Raw genomic sequence first — 14,882 nt, 5'->3', positions numbered from 1 at the left:
GCCAGGCCCATGATCGAGCATTCAGCCAGGCGCAACGCTGCGGTGTTGCCGAAGAACAAGCTGTTTCTGCTATTTCGCATCGGTGCGGAACGCTATGCGCTGCAAGCGACGGAAGTCGCCGAAGTGCTGCCGCGGCTGGTGCTCAAGCCCATCGCACAGGCGCCGCACTGGGTCGCCGGTGTGTTTGCCCACCGGGGTGCCATCGTACCGGTCATCGACCTCAGCGCGCTGACCTTCGGCCATCCCGCGCAACTGCGCACCAGCACGCGGCTGGTGCTGGTGCATTACCGCCTTGGCGGTGATCGTCCGGCGCGGGAACTGGGTTTGATCCTCGAACAGGCGACCGACACGCTGCGCTGCTCGCCCCATGAATTCAAGGCCTACGGCCTGGACAACTCACAAGCCCCGTATCTGGGCCCGGTGCGCGAAGACGAACAAGGCCTGCTGCAATGGATACGCGTCGAGGACTTACTCAGCGACGCCGTGCGCGAGCTGTTGTTTCCCGAGCAGCCCATGAGTCTCGATGCCTTCGAGGCCGCGCCATGAGCAGCGACGCGCGTTTCTTCGCCTTTCTCAAAGACCGCATCGGGCTCGACGTCGCGTCGGTGGGCGAGGCGATCATCGAGCGCGCCGTGCGTCAGCGCTGCACGCTGTCCAAGGCGCGGGACCACGACGACTACTGGCACATGCTGCTGGGTTCGGCGGACGAACAACAGGCGCTGATCGAAGCGGTGATCGTCCCCGAAACGTGGTTTTTCCGTTATCCGGAATCGTTCGTCACCCTCGGCAAGCTGGCCAATGCCCGACTGGCGCAGCTCAATGGCGTACGCCCGCTGCGCATTCTCAGCTTGCCGTGCTCCACCGGCGAGGAACCTTATTCCATCGCCATGGCGCTGTTCGACGCCGGTCTTCGAGGGCCGCAGTTCAGCGTCGAGGCAGTGGACATCAGCCCGCTTTCGATCCAGCGCGCCCGCCAGAGCGTGTATGGCAAGAACTCCTTCCGCGGCGATCAACTGGGTTTTCGGGAACGTTTTTTCAGCGCGGCCGAGGAGGGCTATCGCCTGGAGGAGCGGGTGCGGGATCAGGTCCGCTTCCAATCAGGCAATCTGCTCGACCCTGCGATGGCGGTGGCGCAGTCGGCGTACGACTTCGTGTTCTGCCGCAATCTGCTGATCTACTTCGACGTCGACACCCAGCGTCAGGGCTTCGAGGCGCTGAAACGCATGACCCGCGAAGACGGCGTGTTGTTTATCGGCCCCGCCGAGGGCAGCCTGCTCGGGCGCATGGGCATGGTGTCGATTGGCATCGCGCAGTCCTTCGCCTTTCGTCGGCGTGACGAGGCCATTGCCGAACCCCACAGTGTCGTGACTGCCCCAGCCATGCAGCCGTCGCGAAGCGATTCCTCGTCTGCTCACCCGACATCGGCCCTGTCGCGCGGCGCCCATAAACCTCAGCCCTTTGTGCGGAGGTTATTGAATAATCCTGCGCTGACCGAAGAACGCAGGGCTGCGCTCAGACCCGACATCAAAGCGGTGGCGGCGACGGGTTCTGGCAACGGCGAAGCTGCCGAGTTATTGCGCAGCATCGCGGCCCTTGCCAATGAAGGCCGGACGACGGAGGCAAAGGCTGCTGGTGAGCAGTACCTCAAGCGCTTCGAACCCGTTGCGCCGGTGTTCTACTGGCTGGGTCTGCTCAGCGAAGTGGCGGGGGAGACGAGCGCGGCCCAAGGGTTTTATCGCAAGGCGTTGTATCTGCAACCACAGCATCCGGAAACCCTGGCGCAACTGGCCGCGCTGCTCGCCGCCCAAGGCGATAGCGCAGGGGCCCGGCGGCTGCAGGAGCGCGCGGCAAGGGGTGTCACTAAAGAAGGACGCAGCGGATGAGTCGCGTACACACAGAGCTGGTCAGCGACGACGCCGCGGCGATCGACGACTGCTGGAATCGCATCGGCATCCATGGCGACCGGTCCTGCCCGCTGCTTGCCGATCACATTCATTGCCGCAACTGCTCGGTGTATTCGGCCGCGGCAACGCGCTTGCTCGACCGTTACTCCCTGGCCCAGGAGCAGCGTGTGTCTGTGCACAGCGATGCGCTTGCCGCTGACGTCCAGACCCGCTCGACGGTGGTGTTCCGTCTCGGCGAAGAATGGCTCGGTCTGCCGACGAGGTGTCTGGTGGAAGTATCGCCGGTGCAAGCCATTCATTCCCTTCCGCACCAGCGATCCCGTGCCCTGCTGGGCGTTGCCAATGTGCGCGGCGCGCTGGTGGCCTGTCTGTCATTCGTCGAACTGCTCGGGCTGGATCCTTCGGTCGCGCCGGTGGGTGATGCCCGAACATTGCCGCGCATGCTGATCGTTTCGGCAGACGGCGGCCCGGTGGTGGTGCCAGTGGATGAGGTCGACGGCATTCATGCCATCGAGGCGCGCCTGCTGGATACGGCCTCGGCATCGGCGCAGAACAGCAACGCGCGCTTCACCCGAGGCGTCGTGCAATGGAAAAACCGCAGCTTGCGCCTGCTCGATGAAGACCAGCTGTTGTCGGCCGTGAACCGGAGCCTGACATGACGCCCGATCAAATGCGCGACGCGTCGCTGTTCGAACTCTTCACCCTGGAGGCTGAAGCTCAGACCCAGGTGTTGAGCGCCGGCCTGTTGGCCCTCGAGCGCAACCCGACCCAGGCCGATCACCTGGAGGCGTGCATGCGCGCGGCCCATTCGCTGAAAGGCGCGGCGCGGATTGTCGGGGTCAACGCCGGTGTCAGCGTCTCCCACGTCATGGAAGATTGCCTGGTCAGCGCTCAGGAAGGGCGATTGCACCTTCTGCCCGAGCACATCGACGCCTTGCTGATGGGCACCGATTTGCTGATGCGCATCGCCACGCCTGGCGCCAGCGTGCCCCAAGCGGATGTGGACGGTTACGTGGCGCTGATGAACAACATGGTCAGCGACGATCCGGCCATGAAAGCCATGCTGGTGCCCACTGCGCTGCCTTCGCTTGAGGACATCCTGCTCGCCAACGCGCAGTCGCTGGTCACCTCGCTTCAATCTGCGCAGGATTCGGCGGCCGAAGAGCTGGCAGCCTCCGTTGTCGAACCTGCGCCGGACCCCGCGCTCAAAGCGGATGGCCCTGGCGAGCGACGCGTTGCCGAAACCGGCGAACGGGTCCTGCGCGTCACCGCCGAACGTTTGAACAATCTGCTGGACCTGTCGAGCAAGTCGCTGGTCGAGACCCAGCGCCTGAAGCCGTATCTGGCCGCAATGCAGCGGGTCAAACGCACCCAGACCGGCGCAACAAGGGCGCTGGACAGTCTTGAAGCCTTGCTCGGCGCCAACACCGATCCCGACGCGCAGAAGGCGCTGGACGAAGCGCGGCGTCTGCTCGGCGAAGCGCAGCATTTGCTGATTCAACAAACGGCTGACCTCGACGAGTTCGGCTGGCAGGCATCGCAGCGCGCGCAACTGCTCTATGACACCGCGCTGGCCTGCCGCATGCGCCCGTTTGCCGATGTGCTGGCGGGGCAGGCGCGCATGGTCCGTGATCTGGGCCGTTCGCTGGGCAAACAGGTGCGCCTGGAAATCGACGGCGAAAAGACCCAGGTCGACCGCGACGTGCTGGAAAAACTTGAAGCGCCCCTGACCCATCTGCTGCGCAACGCCGTCGACCACGGCATCGAACTGCCCGCACAGCGTATCGCCTGCGGCAAGCCGGCCGAGGGGCTGATTCAACTGAAGGCCTCGCACCAGGCCGGGCTGCTGGTGGTCGAGCTGATCGACGACGGCGCCGGCGTTGACCTCGAACGCCTGCGCCTGAGCATCATCGAGCGCAAACTTTCGCCTGCCGAAACCGCTGCGCAGTTGAGCGAGGAAGAACTGTTGAGCTTCCTGTTCCTGCCCGGTTTCAGCATGCGCGACAAGGTCACCGAAGTGTCCGGACGAGGGGTTGGCCTGGACGCGGTTCAGCACATGATTCGGCAACTGCGTGGCGGCGTTGAAATGGATCAGCGCGCCGGACAGGGCAGCCGCTTCCATCTGGAAGTACCGTTGACCTTGTCGGTGGTGCGTAGCCTGGTGGTGGACGTCGGCGGCGAAGCGTATGCCTTTCCGCTGGCGCACATCGAGCGCATGCGGGACGTGCGTGCCGATGAGATCGTGCAATTGGAAGGCCGTCAGCATTTCTGGCACGAGGAGCGGCATGTCGGGCTGGTCGCGGCCACTCAGCTACTTAATCGTCCTGCCAGCCAGCACAGTGAAGACGTGCTCAAAGTGGTGGTCATCCGCGAGCGCGATGCCGTGTATGGCGTCGCCGTGGAACGCTTCATCGGCGAACGCACGCTGGTGGTTCTGCCGCTGGATCCGCGCCTGGGCAAGGTTCAGGACATCTCCGCCGGCGCTTTGCTTGACGACGGCTCGGCGGTGTTGATCATCGACGTCGAAGACATGCTGCGATCGGTGGAGAAACTCCTCAACACCGGGCGCCTGGAACGCATTGACCGGCGCAGTCGTCAGGCCGACACCCGGGTGCGCAAGCGCGTGCTGGTGGTCGACGACTCGCTGACGGTGCGCGAACTGGAACGCAAATTGTTGCTCAGTCGTGGCTATGAAGTGGCGGTGGCCGTGGATGGCATGGACGGCTGGAACGCCCTGCGCGGTGAGGATTTCGACTTGCTCATCACCGACATCGACATGCCGCGCATGGACGGTATCGAGCTGGTGACCCTGGTGCGTCGCGACAGCCGCCTGCAATCGCTGCCGGTGATGGTGGTGTCGTACAAGGACCGTGAAGAAGACCGCCGTCGCGGCCTGGACGCCGGTGCCGATTATTATCTGGCCAAGGCCAGTTTCCATGACGATGCGCTGCTCGATGCAGTCGTTGAGTTGATAGGAGATGCGCAGGGATGAAGATTGCCATCGTCAATGACATGGCCATGGCGGTGGAGGCGTTGCGCCGCGCGCTGGCCTTCGAGCCGGCGCACCAGATCGTCTGGGTGGCCAGCAACGGCGCCGAGGCGGTGGAGCGTTGCGCCCAGCTGACGCCTGACTTGATATTGATGGACCTGATCATGCCGGTGATGGACGGTGTGGAGGCGACTCGACGTATCATGGCGGCGACGCCGTGCGCCATCGTCATCGTCACCGTGGACCGCGAGCAGAATGTGCATCGGGTGTTCGAAGCCATGGGGCATGGCGCGCTGGACGTGGTCGACACGCCCGCGCTGGGGGCCGGCAATCCCAAGGATGCAGCCGCGCCTTTGTTGCGCAAGATCCTTAATATAGGCTGGCTCATTGGCGAGCGGGACACGCGGGTCCGCCCCGCGCCGCCACCGGTGCGCGAATCGGCACAGCGTCAGCGGTTAATCGCGATCGGCTCATCGGCCGGCGGGCCCGCCGCGCTGGAAATACTGCTTAAAGCGCTGCCTGCGGATTTCCCGGCAGCGATCGTGCTGGTGCAGCACGTGGATCAGGTGTTCGCCGAGGGGATGGCGCAATGGCTGAGCAGCGCTTCGGGGCTGGAAGTCAGGCTGGCGCGCGATGGCGAGCCGCCGCAAGTGGGCACGGTGCTGCTCGCAGGCACCAACCATCATATTCGTCTGCTCAGGAACGGCACACTGGCGTACACCGCAGAGCCGGTTAACGAAATTTACAGGCCGTCCATCGACGTGTTTTTCGAAAGTGTGGCCAGCTATTGGAATGGTGATGCAGTGGGTGTTTTGTTGACCGGCATGGGCCGTGATGGTGCGCAGGGGCTCAAACTGATGCGGCAGCGGGGCTTTCTCACCATCGCGCAGGATCAGGCGAGCTGCGCGGTATACGGCATGCCCAAAGCGGCTGCGGCGATCGACGCCGCCATGGAAATTCGCTCACTGGAATCGATCGCACCTCGCTTGAAGGAGGTATTCACCCAATGAATTTCCAGGTGATCTCACAGCCCGCCTGTGACCAGGAGACCCCGCATGCATGATTTGCAACTGGACGATCTGAACGCCACGGATGAAAACGCTGCCATGGTGTTGCTCGTCGACGATCAGGCCATGATCGGCGAGGCCGTCCGACGCGGGCTGGCTCACGAAGACAATATCGACTTTCACTTCTGCGCAGACCCGCATCAAGCGATCGCGCAAGCCATTCTCATCAAACCTACCGTGATTCTTCAGGACCTGGTGATGCCCGGCCTGGACGGCCTGACGCTGGTGCGTGAATACCGCAACAACCCGAAGACCCGTGACATCCCGATCATCGTGCTCTCGACCAAGGAAGACCCGCTGATCAAGAGCGCCGCCTTTGCCGCCGGCGCCAACGATTACCTGGTCAAATTGCCGGACAACATCGAACTGGTCGCGCGCATTCGCTACCACTCGCGCTCGTACATGACGCTGCTGCAGCGCGACGAAGCCTATCGTGCGTTGCGTGTCAGCCAGCAACAGCTGCTCGACACCAATCTGGTGCTGCAACGCCTGATGAACTCAGACGGCTTGACCGGCCTGTCCAATCGCCGACACTTCGACGAATACCTGGAACTGGAATGGCGCCGTTCCACCCGTGAGCAGACGCAGATCTCGCTGCTGATGATCGACGTGGATTACTTCAAGGCCTACAACGACGCCTTCGGCCATCTCGAAGGTGACGAGGCGTTGCGTCAGGTCGCCAAAGCCATCCGTGCCAACTCCAGCCGTCCCTCCGACCTGCCGGCGCGTTATGGCGGCGAAGAATTTGCGCTGGTACTGCCCAGCACATCACCGGGTGGCGCACGCCTGCTGGCGGAAAAGCTGCGCCAGACCATCGCCGGCATGAACATCCCCCACGTCGCCCCGACCCAAGGCTCGAGCCTGACCGTCAGCATTGGCCTGGCCACTATGGTGCCGCAAGTGGGCAGTCACAGTCGCCAGCTGATTCAGAGTGCGGATCAGGGGTTGTATGCGGCCAAACACAATGGCCGCAATCAGGTGGCGGTGGGGTAGGGCGGGGAATCCACACTCCCGCGCTCCCTGGCCGTCACCGGATTGGTGACTCGTCAAGGACAATGAACACGGCTCACCCCCGCCCAACGGACTGCCATCGCTGGATTGGCTGCGCTATACTCGCCGGCTTTGTGAAAATCGCCTGCGAGTGCTGCCTACCATGGAAATCAACCCGATCCTAAACAGCATCAAGGACCTGTCCGAGCGCTCCGAAACCATTCGGGGGTATCTTTGACTACGATCACAAGCATGATCGTCTGACCGAAGTTAACCGCGAGCTCGAAGATCCAAACGTCTGGAACAACCCGTCTTACGCCCAGGAACTGGGCCGCGAGCGTTCGCTGCTGGCGCAGATCGTCGACACCCTCGACGAGATGAGTACCGGCCTGGTGGACGCCAAGGACCTGTTGCTGATGTCCGCCGAAGAAGAAGACCAGGCCGCCGTCGACGACGTTGCCGCTGAAGTCGAGCGCCTGCGCGAGGCCCTGGAAAAACTGGAATTCCGTCGCATGTTCAGCGGCGAGATGGACCAGAACAACGCCTACCTGGACATCCAGGCCGGTTCCGGCGGCACAGAAGCCCAGGACTGGGCGAACATCCTTCTGCGTATGTACCTGCGCTGGGCCGACAAGCGCGGCTTCGACGCGACCATCATGGAATTATCGGCCGGTGAAGTCGCCGGCATCAAGGGCGCCACGGTGCACATCAAGGGCGAGTACGCATTTGGCTGGTTGCGCACCGAAATCGGTGTCCACCGTCTGGTCCGCAAGAGCCCGTTCGACTCCGGCAACCGCCGTCACACCTCGTTCTCGGCCGTGTTCGTGTCGCCGGAAATCGATGACAACATCGAAATCGACATCAACCCGTCGGACCTGCGCATCGACACCTACCGCTCCTCGGGCGCCGGTGGTCAGCACGTTAACACCACTGACTCGGCGGTCCGGATTACTCACGTTCCGACCAACACCGTGGTCAGCTGCCAGAACGAACGTTCCCAGCACGCCAACAAAGACACCGCGATGAAGATGCTGCGGGCACGCTTGTACGAGCAGGAAGTGCAGAAGCGCAACGCGGCCTCGCAAGCGCTGGAAGACACCAAGTCGGACATCGGCTGGGGTCACCAGATCCGCTCGTACGTGCTTGATGCCTCGCGCATCAAGGACCTGCGCACCAGCGTCGAACGCAGCGATTGCGACAAGGTGCTCGATGGCGACATCGACGAATACCTGATCGCGAGCCTCAAACAGGGCCTGTAATCGCCACACCACTGTTGCGGGTCGGGCGCGTCATCATGACGTCGCCGCCCGCGATCCTTTGTCGCGCTTCCCGGCCAGACGAAGGGCCACGAACCTGTGATGGATAATCAAGACATGAGCGACCAACAACTCGACCCGCAAGCCCAGCAACAGGAAGAAAACAGCCTGATCGCCCTGCGCAAGGAAAAACTTGCGGCCGAGCGCGCCAAGGGCAATGCCTTCCCGAACGACTTCCGTCGCGAAAACTACTGCAACGACCTGCAGAAACAATACGCGGACAAGACCAAGGAAGAGCTGGCTGAGGCGGCGATTCCGGTCAAGGTTGCCGGGCGCATCATGCTTAACCGTGGCTCGTTCATGGTGATTCAGGATATGACCGGGCGCATCCAGGTCTACGTCAACCGCAAGACGCTGCCCGAAGAAACCCTGGCCTCGGTGAAAACCTGGGACATGGGTGACATCATTGCGGCCGAAGGTACCCTGGCGCGTTCCGGCAAGGGCGATCTGTACGTCGAAATGACCAACGTGCGCCTGCTGACCAAGTCCCTGCGTCCGCTGCCCGACAAGCACCATGGTCTGGTGGATACCGAGCAGCGTTATCGCCAGCGTTACGTCGACCTGATCGTCAACGAAGACGTGCGCGAGACCTTCCGCGTTCGCTCGAAAGTCATCGCCCACATCCGCAGCTTCCTGATGCAACGCGACTTCCTTGAAGTCGAAACGCCGATGCTGCAGACCATCCCGGGCGGCGCTGCGGCCAAGCCGTTCGAGACTCACCATAACGCGCTGGACCTGGAAATGTTCCTGCGCATCGCGCCGGAGCTTTACCTCAAGCGTCTGGTTGTCGGTGGGTTCGAGAAAGTGTTCGAGATCAACCGCAATTTCCGTAACGAAGGCGTTTCGACCCGGCACAACCCCGAGTTCACCATGCTCGAGTTCTACCAGGCCTACGCTGATTACGAAGACAACATGGACCTGACCGAGGAGCTGTTCCGCGAACTGGCCCAGCTGGTTCTTGGCAGCACCGACGTGCCGTACGGCGAAAAGGTGTTCCACTTCGGCGAGCCGTTTGCGCGTCTGTCGGTGTTCGACTCGATCCTCAAGTACAACCCCGAGCTGACCGCCGATGACCTGAACGACATCGACAAGGCCCGCGCCATCGCCAAGAAAGCCGGCGCCAAGGTGCTGGGCTTCGAAGGTCTGGGCAAGCTGCAAGTGATGATTTTCGAAGAGCTGGTCGAGCACAAGCTGGAGCAGCCGCACTTCATCACCCAGTACCCGTTCGAAGTGTCGCCGCTGGCCCGTCGCAACGATGACAACCCGAACGTCACCGACCGCTTCGAGCTGTTCATCGGCGGCCGCGAAATCGCCAACGCCTATTCCGAGTTGAACGACGCGGAAGACCAGGCCGAGCGCTTCATGGCTCAGGTCGCGGACAAGGACGCCGGCGACGATGAGGCCATGCACTACGACGCAGACTTCGTCCGGGCGCTGGAATACGGCATGCCGCCGACAGCGGGCGAGGGCATCGGCATCGACCGTCTGGTCATGCTGCTGACCAATTCGCCGTCCATACGTGACGTCATCCTGTTCCCGCACATGCGGCCTCAGGCGTAAGTGATGTAAAAAATAGCCGCCTGAGCAGGGCGGCTTTTTTTTGGCTGTTCGTTGAGTGCGCGGCTGCATTTGGAGATGCTATCGAGAGCAATCTCACTTCTACAGGGGCACTCCGCCGATTGTAGGAGTGAGCTTGCTCGCGATGACGTCCGCGCAGACACCGCCGTAAGCTGACGTTGACGTGATGTGAGTGACTCGAAAAAAGGAAACCCCGTTGTGAACCGCACGATCGCTCAAAAGGGAGCCGCTGGCCTGGCCACGGCAGTCGCGCAGAGTGTTCAGTACCAGGGCCGCAAGGCGAGTCGACAGGGAAGTGAACAGCGTCGGCAGCAGATTCTTGATGCGGCCATGCGCATCCTCATTCGTGACGGCGTTCGGGCTGTGCGTCATCGCGCGGTGGCAGCCGAAGCGCAAGTACCGCTCTCCGCCACCACCTACTACTTCAAAGACATCGATGACCTGCTCACCGATGCCTTTGCGCAGTACGTTGAACGCAGTGCGGCCTACATGGCCAAGCTGTGGACCAACACCGAGGCGCTGCTGCGCGAAATGGTCGCGCGCAATGACGGCAGCGTCGAGGCCCGCGCCCGGCTGGCCGACGAGATCGCGCGCATGACCATGGAGTACGTGCGCCATCAACTGCTGACCCGTCGCGACCAGCTCATTGCCGAGCACGCGTTCCAGCTCGAAGCGCTGATCAACCCGCGTCTGGCTCCCTTGGTGAGCGCCCATCAGCAGATTTTGTTGCAGGGCAGCGCCCAGTTTCTCGAAGTCATGGGCTCGGTTCAGCCGCAACTGGACGCCCAAGTGTTGACGGGGCTCATCTGCCGGATGGAATATCAGGGGCTGCTCAACGGGCCTCAGCCCGGCGCAGACGAAGAAATGCTCGCTATTCTTACTCGCCAGATGCATCTGGTACTGGGCACCGCCAAGCCGATGGCTGGCTGATACCTCAAGGAGAACCCGATGAGAGTCTGGAGCGTTTTGCTCGCCCTGTCGTTCGCGCTGTTGAGCGGATGCCTGGTGACGTTCAAAGACCCGATTCCGGCCAGTAATACCGCCCCGCCCAAATTGCTCGGCACCTGGAGCAGTAAAAATGCCTGGGGCGAGCCGCTCGAACTGGAGATCAGCCGCGCCGGCCCCGACCGCTACAAAGCAGTGAGCTACCGCAAAGGCGATCGCAAGAACCGTGACGAGTACGCCTTCACCGTGTCGCGCCACGGCAGCCGCTGGTACGTGTCCGCTGCGCTGCCTGACAAATACGGCGGCAATTACGTCATCGCCGGGTTTGACCTGATGGATAACGAGAACGGCGCCGACGAATTGGTGGTCTATGACCTCGACCTGGAGCGGTTTCAGCAGTTGGTCGAGCAGAAGGTGCTCGACGGCGAGCGGGTCGATACGGTGAAGGGCGACGGCATGCTGATTTCAAGCCCCATGGACAGGGTGTTTGCCTACCTCGACGATCCAGCCTATTCCGATGTCTTTCTCAAAGCAGCTCAATATCAGCGCATGACCAAATAGCGCAACGTTTCAATAAGGGGTACCGGGTGGACGAATACCAACAGACTATTCGCACGTTGTCCGATCGTATCGTGGTGGCGCAGACGCCGATCCGCGTCCTCGATGCCGTGAAATGGGATGACAACATCCGCAAGACTTTCCTCGACGGCAAGGGCAAGCACCTGCCGGAAGTGGATCGCGCGTACTACGAGAATCGCCCACTGGGATTTGATTCTGGCGCGGTCAAGCTGGAGTTCCAGAACATCGAGCGGGACATCACCCGACAACTGGGCCAGTTCAACCCGGTCGGGCAGATCATGCGCCGCATGTGCAAGGAGTACCGGATGGTCATCCGCATGCTCGAAGCGCGCGGCACCCCGGACTTCGGCCTGATTTCCCAGGAACTCTACGGCGCGGCGTCCGATGCGTTCCATGCTGGCGACCCGACGCTGTCCGACCTCGGCATGATGCTCTCCGATTACCTGAACAACATCGCCGGTCGCGGTGACCTCAAGGATGAGCCGAAAATCCTGACGGCCAAAGACGCCGTTGCCATGCTGCAGACCCGGCTCAATCGCACGTTCGGTGAAGCCGAAGAGACGATCCGGGTGTTCGAATCCGACGGCATCGTGGCCGACGCTGCGGCTGGCGCCGATTACATCAAGATCCGCAGCGACGCGATGTTCAACGAGCGCGACGTGCGGGCGCTCGAAGTCCACGAGGGCCTGGTCCACGTCGGCACTACGCTCAATGGGCAGAATCAGCCGATCTGCACCTTCTTGTCCAAAGGCCCGCCCTCGTCGACGGTGACCCAGGAAGGTCTGGCGATTCTGATGGAGATCATCGGCTTTGCGTCCTACCCAAGCCGCCTGCGCAAGCTGACCAATCGTACGCGCGCCATCCATATGGCCGAGGAGGGCGCCGACTTTTTGCAGGTGTTCGAGTTCTATCGTGAGCAGGGCTTTGGCATGTCGGAGAGCTACGGCAACGCCAGTCGGGTGTTCCGCGGCTCGGTGCCGAATGGGCTGCCATTCACCAAGGATCTGTCCTACCTCAAGGGCTTCATCATGGTCTACAACTACATCCAGTTGGCCGTGAGAAAGGGCAAGCTGGAGCAGGTGCCGCTGCTGTTCTGCGGCAAGACCACGCTGGAGGACATGCGCACGTTGCGCCAGTTGGTGGACGAAGGTCTGGTTGTACCGCCCAAGTACCTGCCCGACCAGTTCCGCGACATGAATGCGCTGTCGGCGTGGATGTGCTTTTCCAACTTCCTCAACCACCTGAGCCTGGACCGGATCGAAGCGGATTACTCCAATATTCTGTGACCCCTATCCTAAATTGAAGGACATCGCTTGAAGCGTCTTCTTGCCTTGCTTGTGGTCATCTCCCTCAGCGGCTGCAGCGAATTGCTGTTCTACCCGGAACGCGGTCTGCCATTGACGCCGGATAAAGCGCACTTGGCCTGGCGCGATGTCACCCTCAAAGCGGCCGACGGCACCCGTCTGAATGCGTGGTTTCTGCCGGCCAAGCCTGGCGTGCCGGTGAAGGGCACGGTGCTGCACCTGCATGGCAACGGCGGCAACATGGCCTGGCATCTGGCGGGTAGCTGGTGGTTGCCGGAGCAGGGCTATCAAGTGCTGCTGGTGGACTATCGCGGCTATGGCCGGTCCGAAGGCGAGCCAAGTCTGCCGGCCATTTATCAGGACATCGACGCGGCGTTCGACTGGCTGAACACTGCGCCCGACGTGCAGGGCAAACCGCTGGTGGTACTCGGCCAAAGCATCGGCGGGGCGCTGGCCGTGCATTACCTGTCCGAACATCCGCAGCAGCGCGCGCGGGTCAAGGCGCTGGTGCTCGATGGCGTGCCGGCGAGCTACCGCGAGGTCGCGCGGTATACCCTCGGCACCTCGTGGCTGACGTGGCCCATCAAACGGCCGCTGTCATGGGTGATCCCCGACGGCGACAGCGCCATCAACGGCATGCCCCAGCTCAAGGGCACGCCGATGCTGCTGTTCCAGAGCCTGGACGACACGCAAGTGCAGCTGCACAACGGCATCAGCCTGTATCAGGCCGCACCGCCGCCGCGCGTACTGCAACTAACCCGCGGGCCGCACGTGCAGACGTTCGGCGACCCTACCTGGCGCGAGGTGATGGTTCGCTACCTGGATGATCCGCAGCACTTCAACGGCTTGCGCAGGTTAGGGGAAATTCCGAATTATCCCGATCCTCAATCCGGCAAGGCGGGGCCGTCGTCCCAACCGCCAGCGCACGAGTGACGATGACTAACGACGCCGATTGCATCCCGCAGATACTCACCGGAGTCGCCTGCATTTCCGGAACGGTCGGCGTGCTCTGGTTTTGCATAAAGGGACTTGTGCATAAGGGGACTGATTTATTTACGACGCTTCACCGTAAATTAATCTGTCCCTGCTGGTGAGGTATTCGCCAGCTCCATGGGCAGCGCCTTGTCTCTTTTCATCCACAAACGCGGAACTAAAAATGGGGCGTTCCTTCGACTCTGTTGTACACGTGTTACTTTTTTCTTGATGCGAAGTTTCTCCGTGCGGCGTCAGCGACATCCTCATCTTCATCTAGAAACAGCTTTTCAAGAATGTCCAGAGGTGTTTTTCTGTTGTAGGCTATCCCGCACCTCACCACGGAGTCGGAATCTTCTGACAGACTTTCAAATAGATTCTGCGACAGTTTTCTTTTGCTTGCTACGAATCTTTTGCTTTCAGGGTCGGCTGAGCACAACTCTTCAAGAATCTCCAGCGGTACCGTTTTGTTGTGTACAACCCACCTCATGTAATCAGGGTAGGTCTTGAGGACCGCACGCCACACGGAGATGGGTGCTTCTTCCATGGCTGCTCTATCGTACTCCGCCTTGATGGTGCTACTTCGAAGCGCTACAAATTCGTCTGCAGATGTGATCATTTGTTATCCCAGCATTTTAAAGATTTAAAGTTGATCTGTTTCCCAGTTTCACTTTTGTGTTTGTCCATGTGGTCTCCGTATATATCGACATCGGTAATCCATGCACCGCCCTTTTCATATACTTTCCAAGCGCTGTCTCCATGACCGGTTTTATCTGCGGACCACCATCTTTTGGTGTCAGGGTCCTTGTAATATCTGGCGTAGCCCTCGCCAGGGACATTACCCTCGGAAACCCGATCGTACCGGCTAACCTCCCACTTTCTTCTGCATGCGCGTTTGCAGTTCTGATTAGGCTTATCAGACTTAGGCTTTCGCCGCGGTCCAACGGCCGAACTTGCCAGCCCTAACGGATCAACCCAGTTGATTGAGTTCGGCCCATATTGGTAGATGTTCAGTCCACCTAAATAGCCAATCGGATCCTTGCTGATAAACCGCCCGATTCTTGGATCATAGTACCGATGCCGGTTGTAGTGCAGGCCGGTTTCGTGGTCGTGGTATTGGCCTTGGAATCGGATTGGATTGGATAGGCCGATCTGTTGGGCGAACTCCGAGCGCTGCTCAGTTGCCTCGCCCCACGATTTGTATTGCGCGCTCCATGCAACTAAAGGGGGCCGTCCCC

At 61.2% G+C, this 14,882-nt stretch carries 13 protein-coding genes and 1 pseudogene; 12 read left to right on the top strand and 2 right to left on the bottom strand.

Annotated elements, in window-relative coordinates:
- The first annotated feature begins 9 nt into the window (after positions 1–9).
- The 12 genes from AC0Z8Z_RS08360 (at position 10) to AC0Z8Z_RS08305 (ending at position 13,605) form a co-directional block, all read left to right on the top strand.
- Positions 10–546: a chemotaxis protein CheW gene (locus AC0Z8Z_RS08360; RefSeq protein ID WP_122623435.1), complete on the top strand. Its 537-nt coding sequence runs from the start codon at positions 10–12 to the stop codon at positions 544–546.
- Positions 543–1,883 carry a CheR family methyltransferase gene (locus AC0Z8Z_RS08355; protein ID WP_485618790.1) on the top strand — a complete coding sequence of 447 codons (1,341 nt, stop codon included), beginning with the start codon at positions 543–545 and terminating at the stop codon, positions 1,881–1,883. Before AC0Z8Z_RS08360 ends, AC0Z8Z_RS08355 begins: the two co-directional genes overlap by 4 nt.
- Positions 1,880–2,563, top strand: coding sequence for a chemotaxis protein CheW (locus AC0Z8Z_RS08350; protein WP_122535085.1), 684 nt, complete (start codon positions 1,880–1,882; stop codon positions 2,561–2,563). The genes AC0Z8Z_RS08355 and AC0Z8Z_RS08350 overlap by 4 nt, the downstream gene beginning before the upstream one ends.
- On the top strand, positions 2,560–4,896 hold the full coding sequence (locus AC0Z8Z_RS08345) for a hybrid sensor histidine kinase/response regulator (RefSeq protein WP_122535086.1): 2,337 nt from the start codon (positions 2,560–2,562) through the stop codon (positions 4,894–4,896). The genes AC0Z8Z_RS08350 and AC0Z8Z_RS08345 overlap by 4 nt, the downstream gene beginning before the upstream one ends.
- Positions 4,893–5,903: a chemotaxis response regulator protein-glutamate methylesterase gene (gene cheB / locus AC0Z8Z_RS08340; protein ID WP_172610913.1), complete on the top strand. Its 1,011-nt coding sequence runs from the start codon at positions 4,893–4,895 to the stop codon at positions 5,901–5,903. Before AC0Z8Z_RS08345 ends, cheB begins: the two co-directional genes overlap by 4 nt.
- Positions 5,904–5,948: 45 nt before the next feature.
- The gene (locus AC0Z8Z_RS08335; protein ID WP_485618789.1) at positions 5,949–6,953 is read left to right on the top strand and encodes a diguanylate cyclase domain-containing protein; all 1,005 of its coding nucleotides are present in this window, start codon (positions 5,949–5,951) and stop codon (positions 6,951–6,953) included.
- 160 nt (positions 6,954–7,113) lie between these two features.
- Positions 7,114–8,209, top strand: a protein-coding gene (gene prfB, locus AC0Z8Z_RS08330) for a peptide chain release factor 2 (RefSeq protein ID WP_108120905.1) whose coding sequence is annotated in 2 segments (ribosomal slippage) — positions 7,114–7,185 and positions 7,187–8,209 — 1,095 coding nt in all. Because the reading frame shifts where the segments join, the coding sequence is not laid out codon by codon here.
- 114 nt (positions 8,210–8,323) lie between these two features.
- On the top strand, positions 8,324–9,826 hold the full coding sequence (lysS, locus tag AC0Z8Z_RS08325) for a lysine--tRNA ligase (protein WP_485618788.1): 1,503 nt from the start codon (positions 8,324–8,326) through the stop codon (positions 9,824–9,826).
- A gap of 216 nt (positions 9,827–10,042) precedes the next feature.
- A complete protein-coding gene (locus tag AC0Z8Z_RS08320; RefSeq protein ID WP_122623438.1) occupies positions 10,043–10,774 on the top strand; it encodes a TetR/AcrR family transcriptional regulator in 732 nt (243 codons plus the stop codon).
- Between the two features lie 18 nt (positions 10,775–10,792).
- A complete protein-coding gene (locus AC0Z8Z_RS08315) occupies positions 10,793–11,350 on the top strand; it encodes a cache domain-containing protein (RefSeq protein ID WP_122535090.1) in 558 nt (185 codons plus the stop codon).
- Positions 11,351–11,376: 26 nt separating this feature from the next.
- Positions 11,377–12,654, top strand: a complete 1,278-nt coding sequence (locus tag AC0Z8Z_RS08310) for a flavohemoglobin expression-modulating QEGLA motif protein (RefSeq protein ID WP_122535091.1) — start codon at positions 11,377–11,379, stop codon at positions 12,652–12,654.
- Between the two features lie 27 nt (positions 12,655–12,681).
- On the top strand, positions 12,682–13,605 hold the full coding sequence (locus AC0Z8Z_RS08305; RefSeq protein WP_485618787.1) for an alpha/beta hydrolase: 924 nt from the start codon (positions 12,682–12,684) through the stop codon (positions 13,603–13,605).
- A 256-nt stretch (positions 13,606–13,861) separates the two neighbouring features.
- Here the strand turns inward: AC0Z8Z_RS08305 and AC0Z8Z_RS08300 are convergent, their stop codons facing one another.
- Both AC0Z8Z_RS08300 and AC0Z8Z_RS08295 read right to left on the bottom strand, forming a co-directional pair.
- Positions 13,862–14,263, bottom strand: a complete 402-nt coding sequence (locus tag AC0Z8Z_RS08300) for a hypothetical protein (protein ID WP_485618786.1) — start codon at positions 14,261–14,263, stop codon at positions 13,862–13,864.
- A 335-nt stretch (positions 14,264–14,598) separates the two neighbouring features.
- Positions 14,599–14,865, bottom strand: a pseudogene (locus AC0Z8Z_RS08295) (RHS repeat-associated core domain-containing protein); the annotation flags it as partial.
- Between the last annotated feature and the right edge of the window lie 17 nt (positions 14,866–14,882).

It is taken from the genome of Pseudomonas sp. 1L-C-7-B-C1, from assembly GCF_057291635.1.
This window is presented reverse-complemented; position numbering and strand designations above follow the sequence as displayed.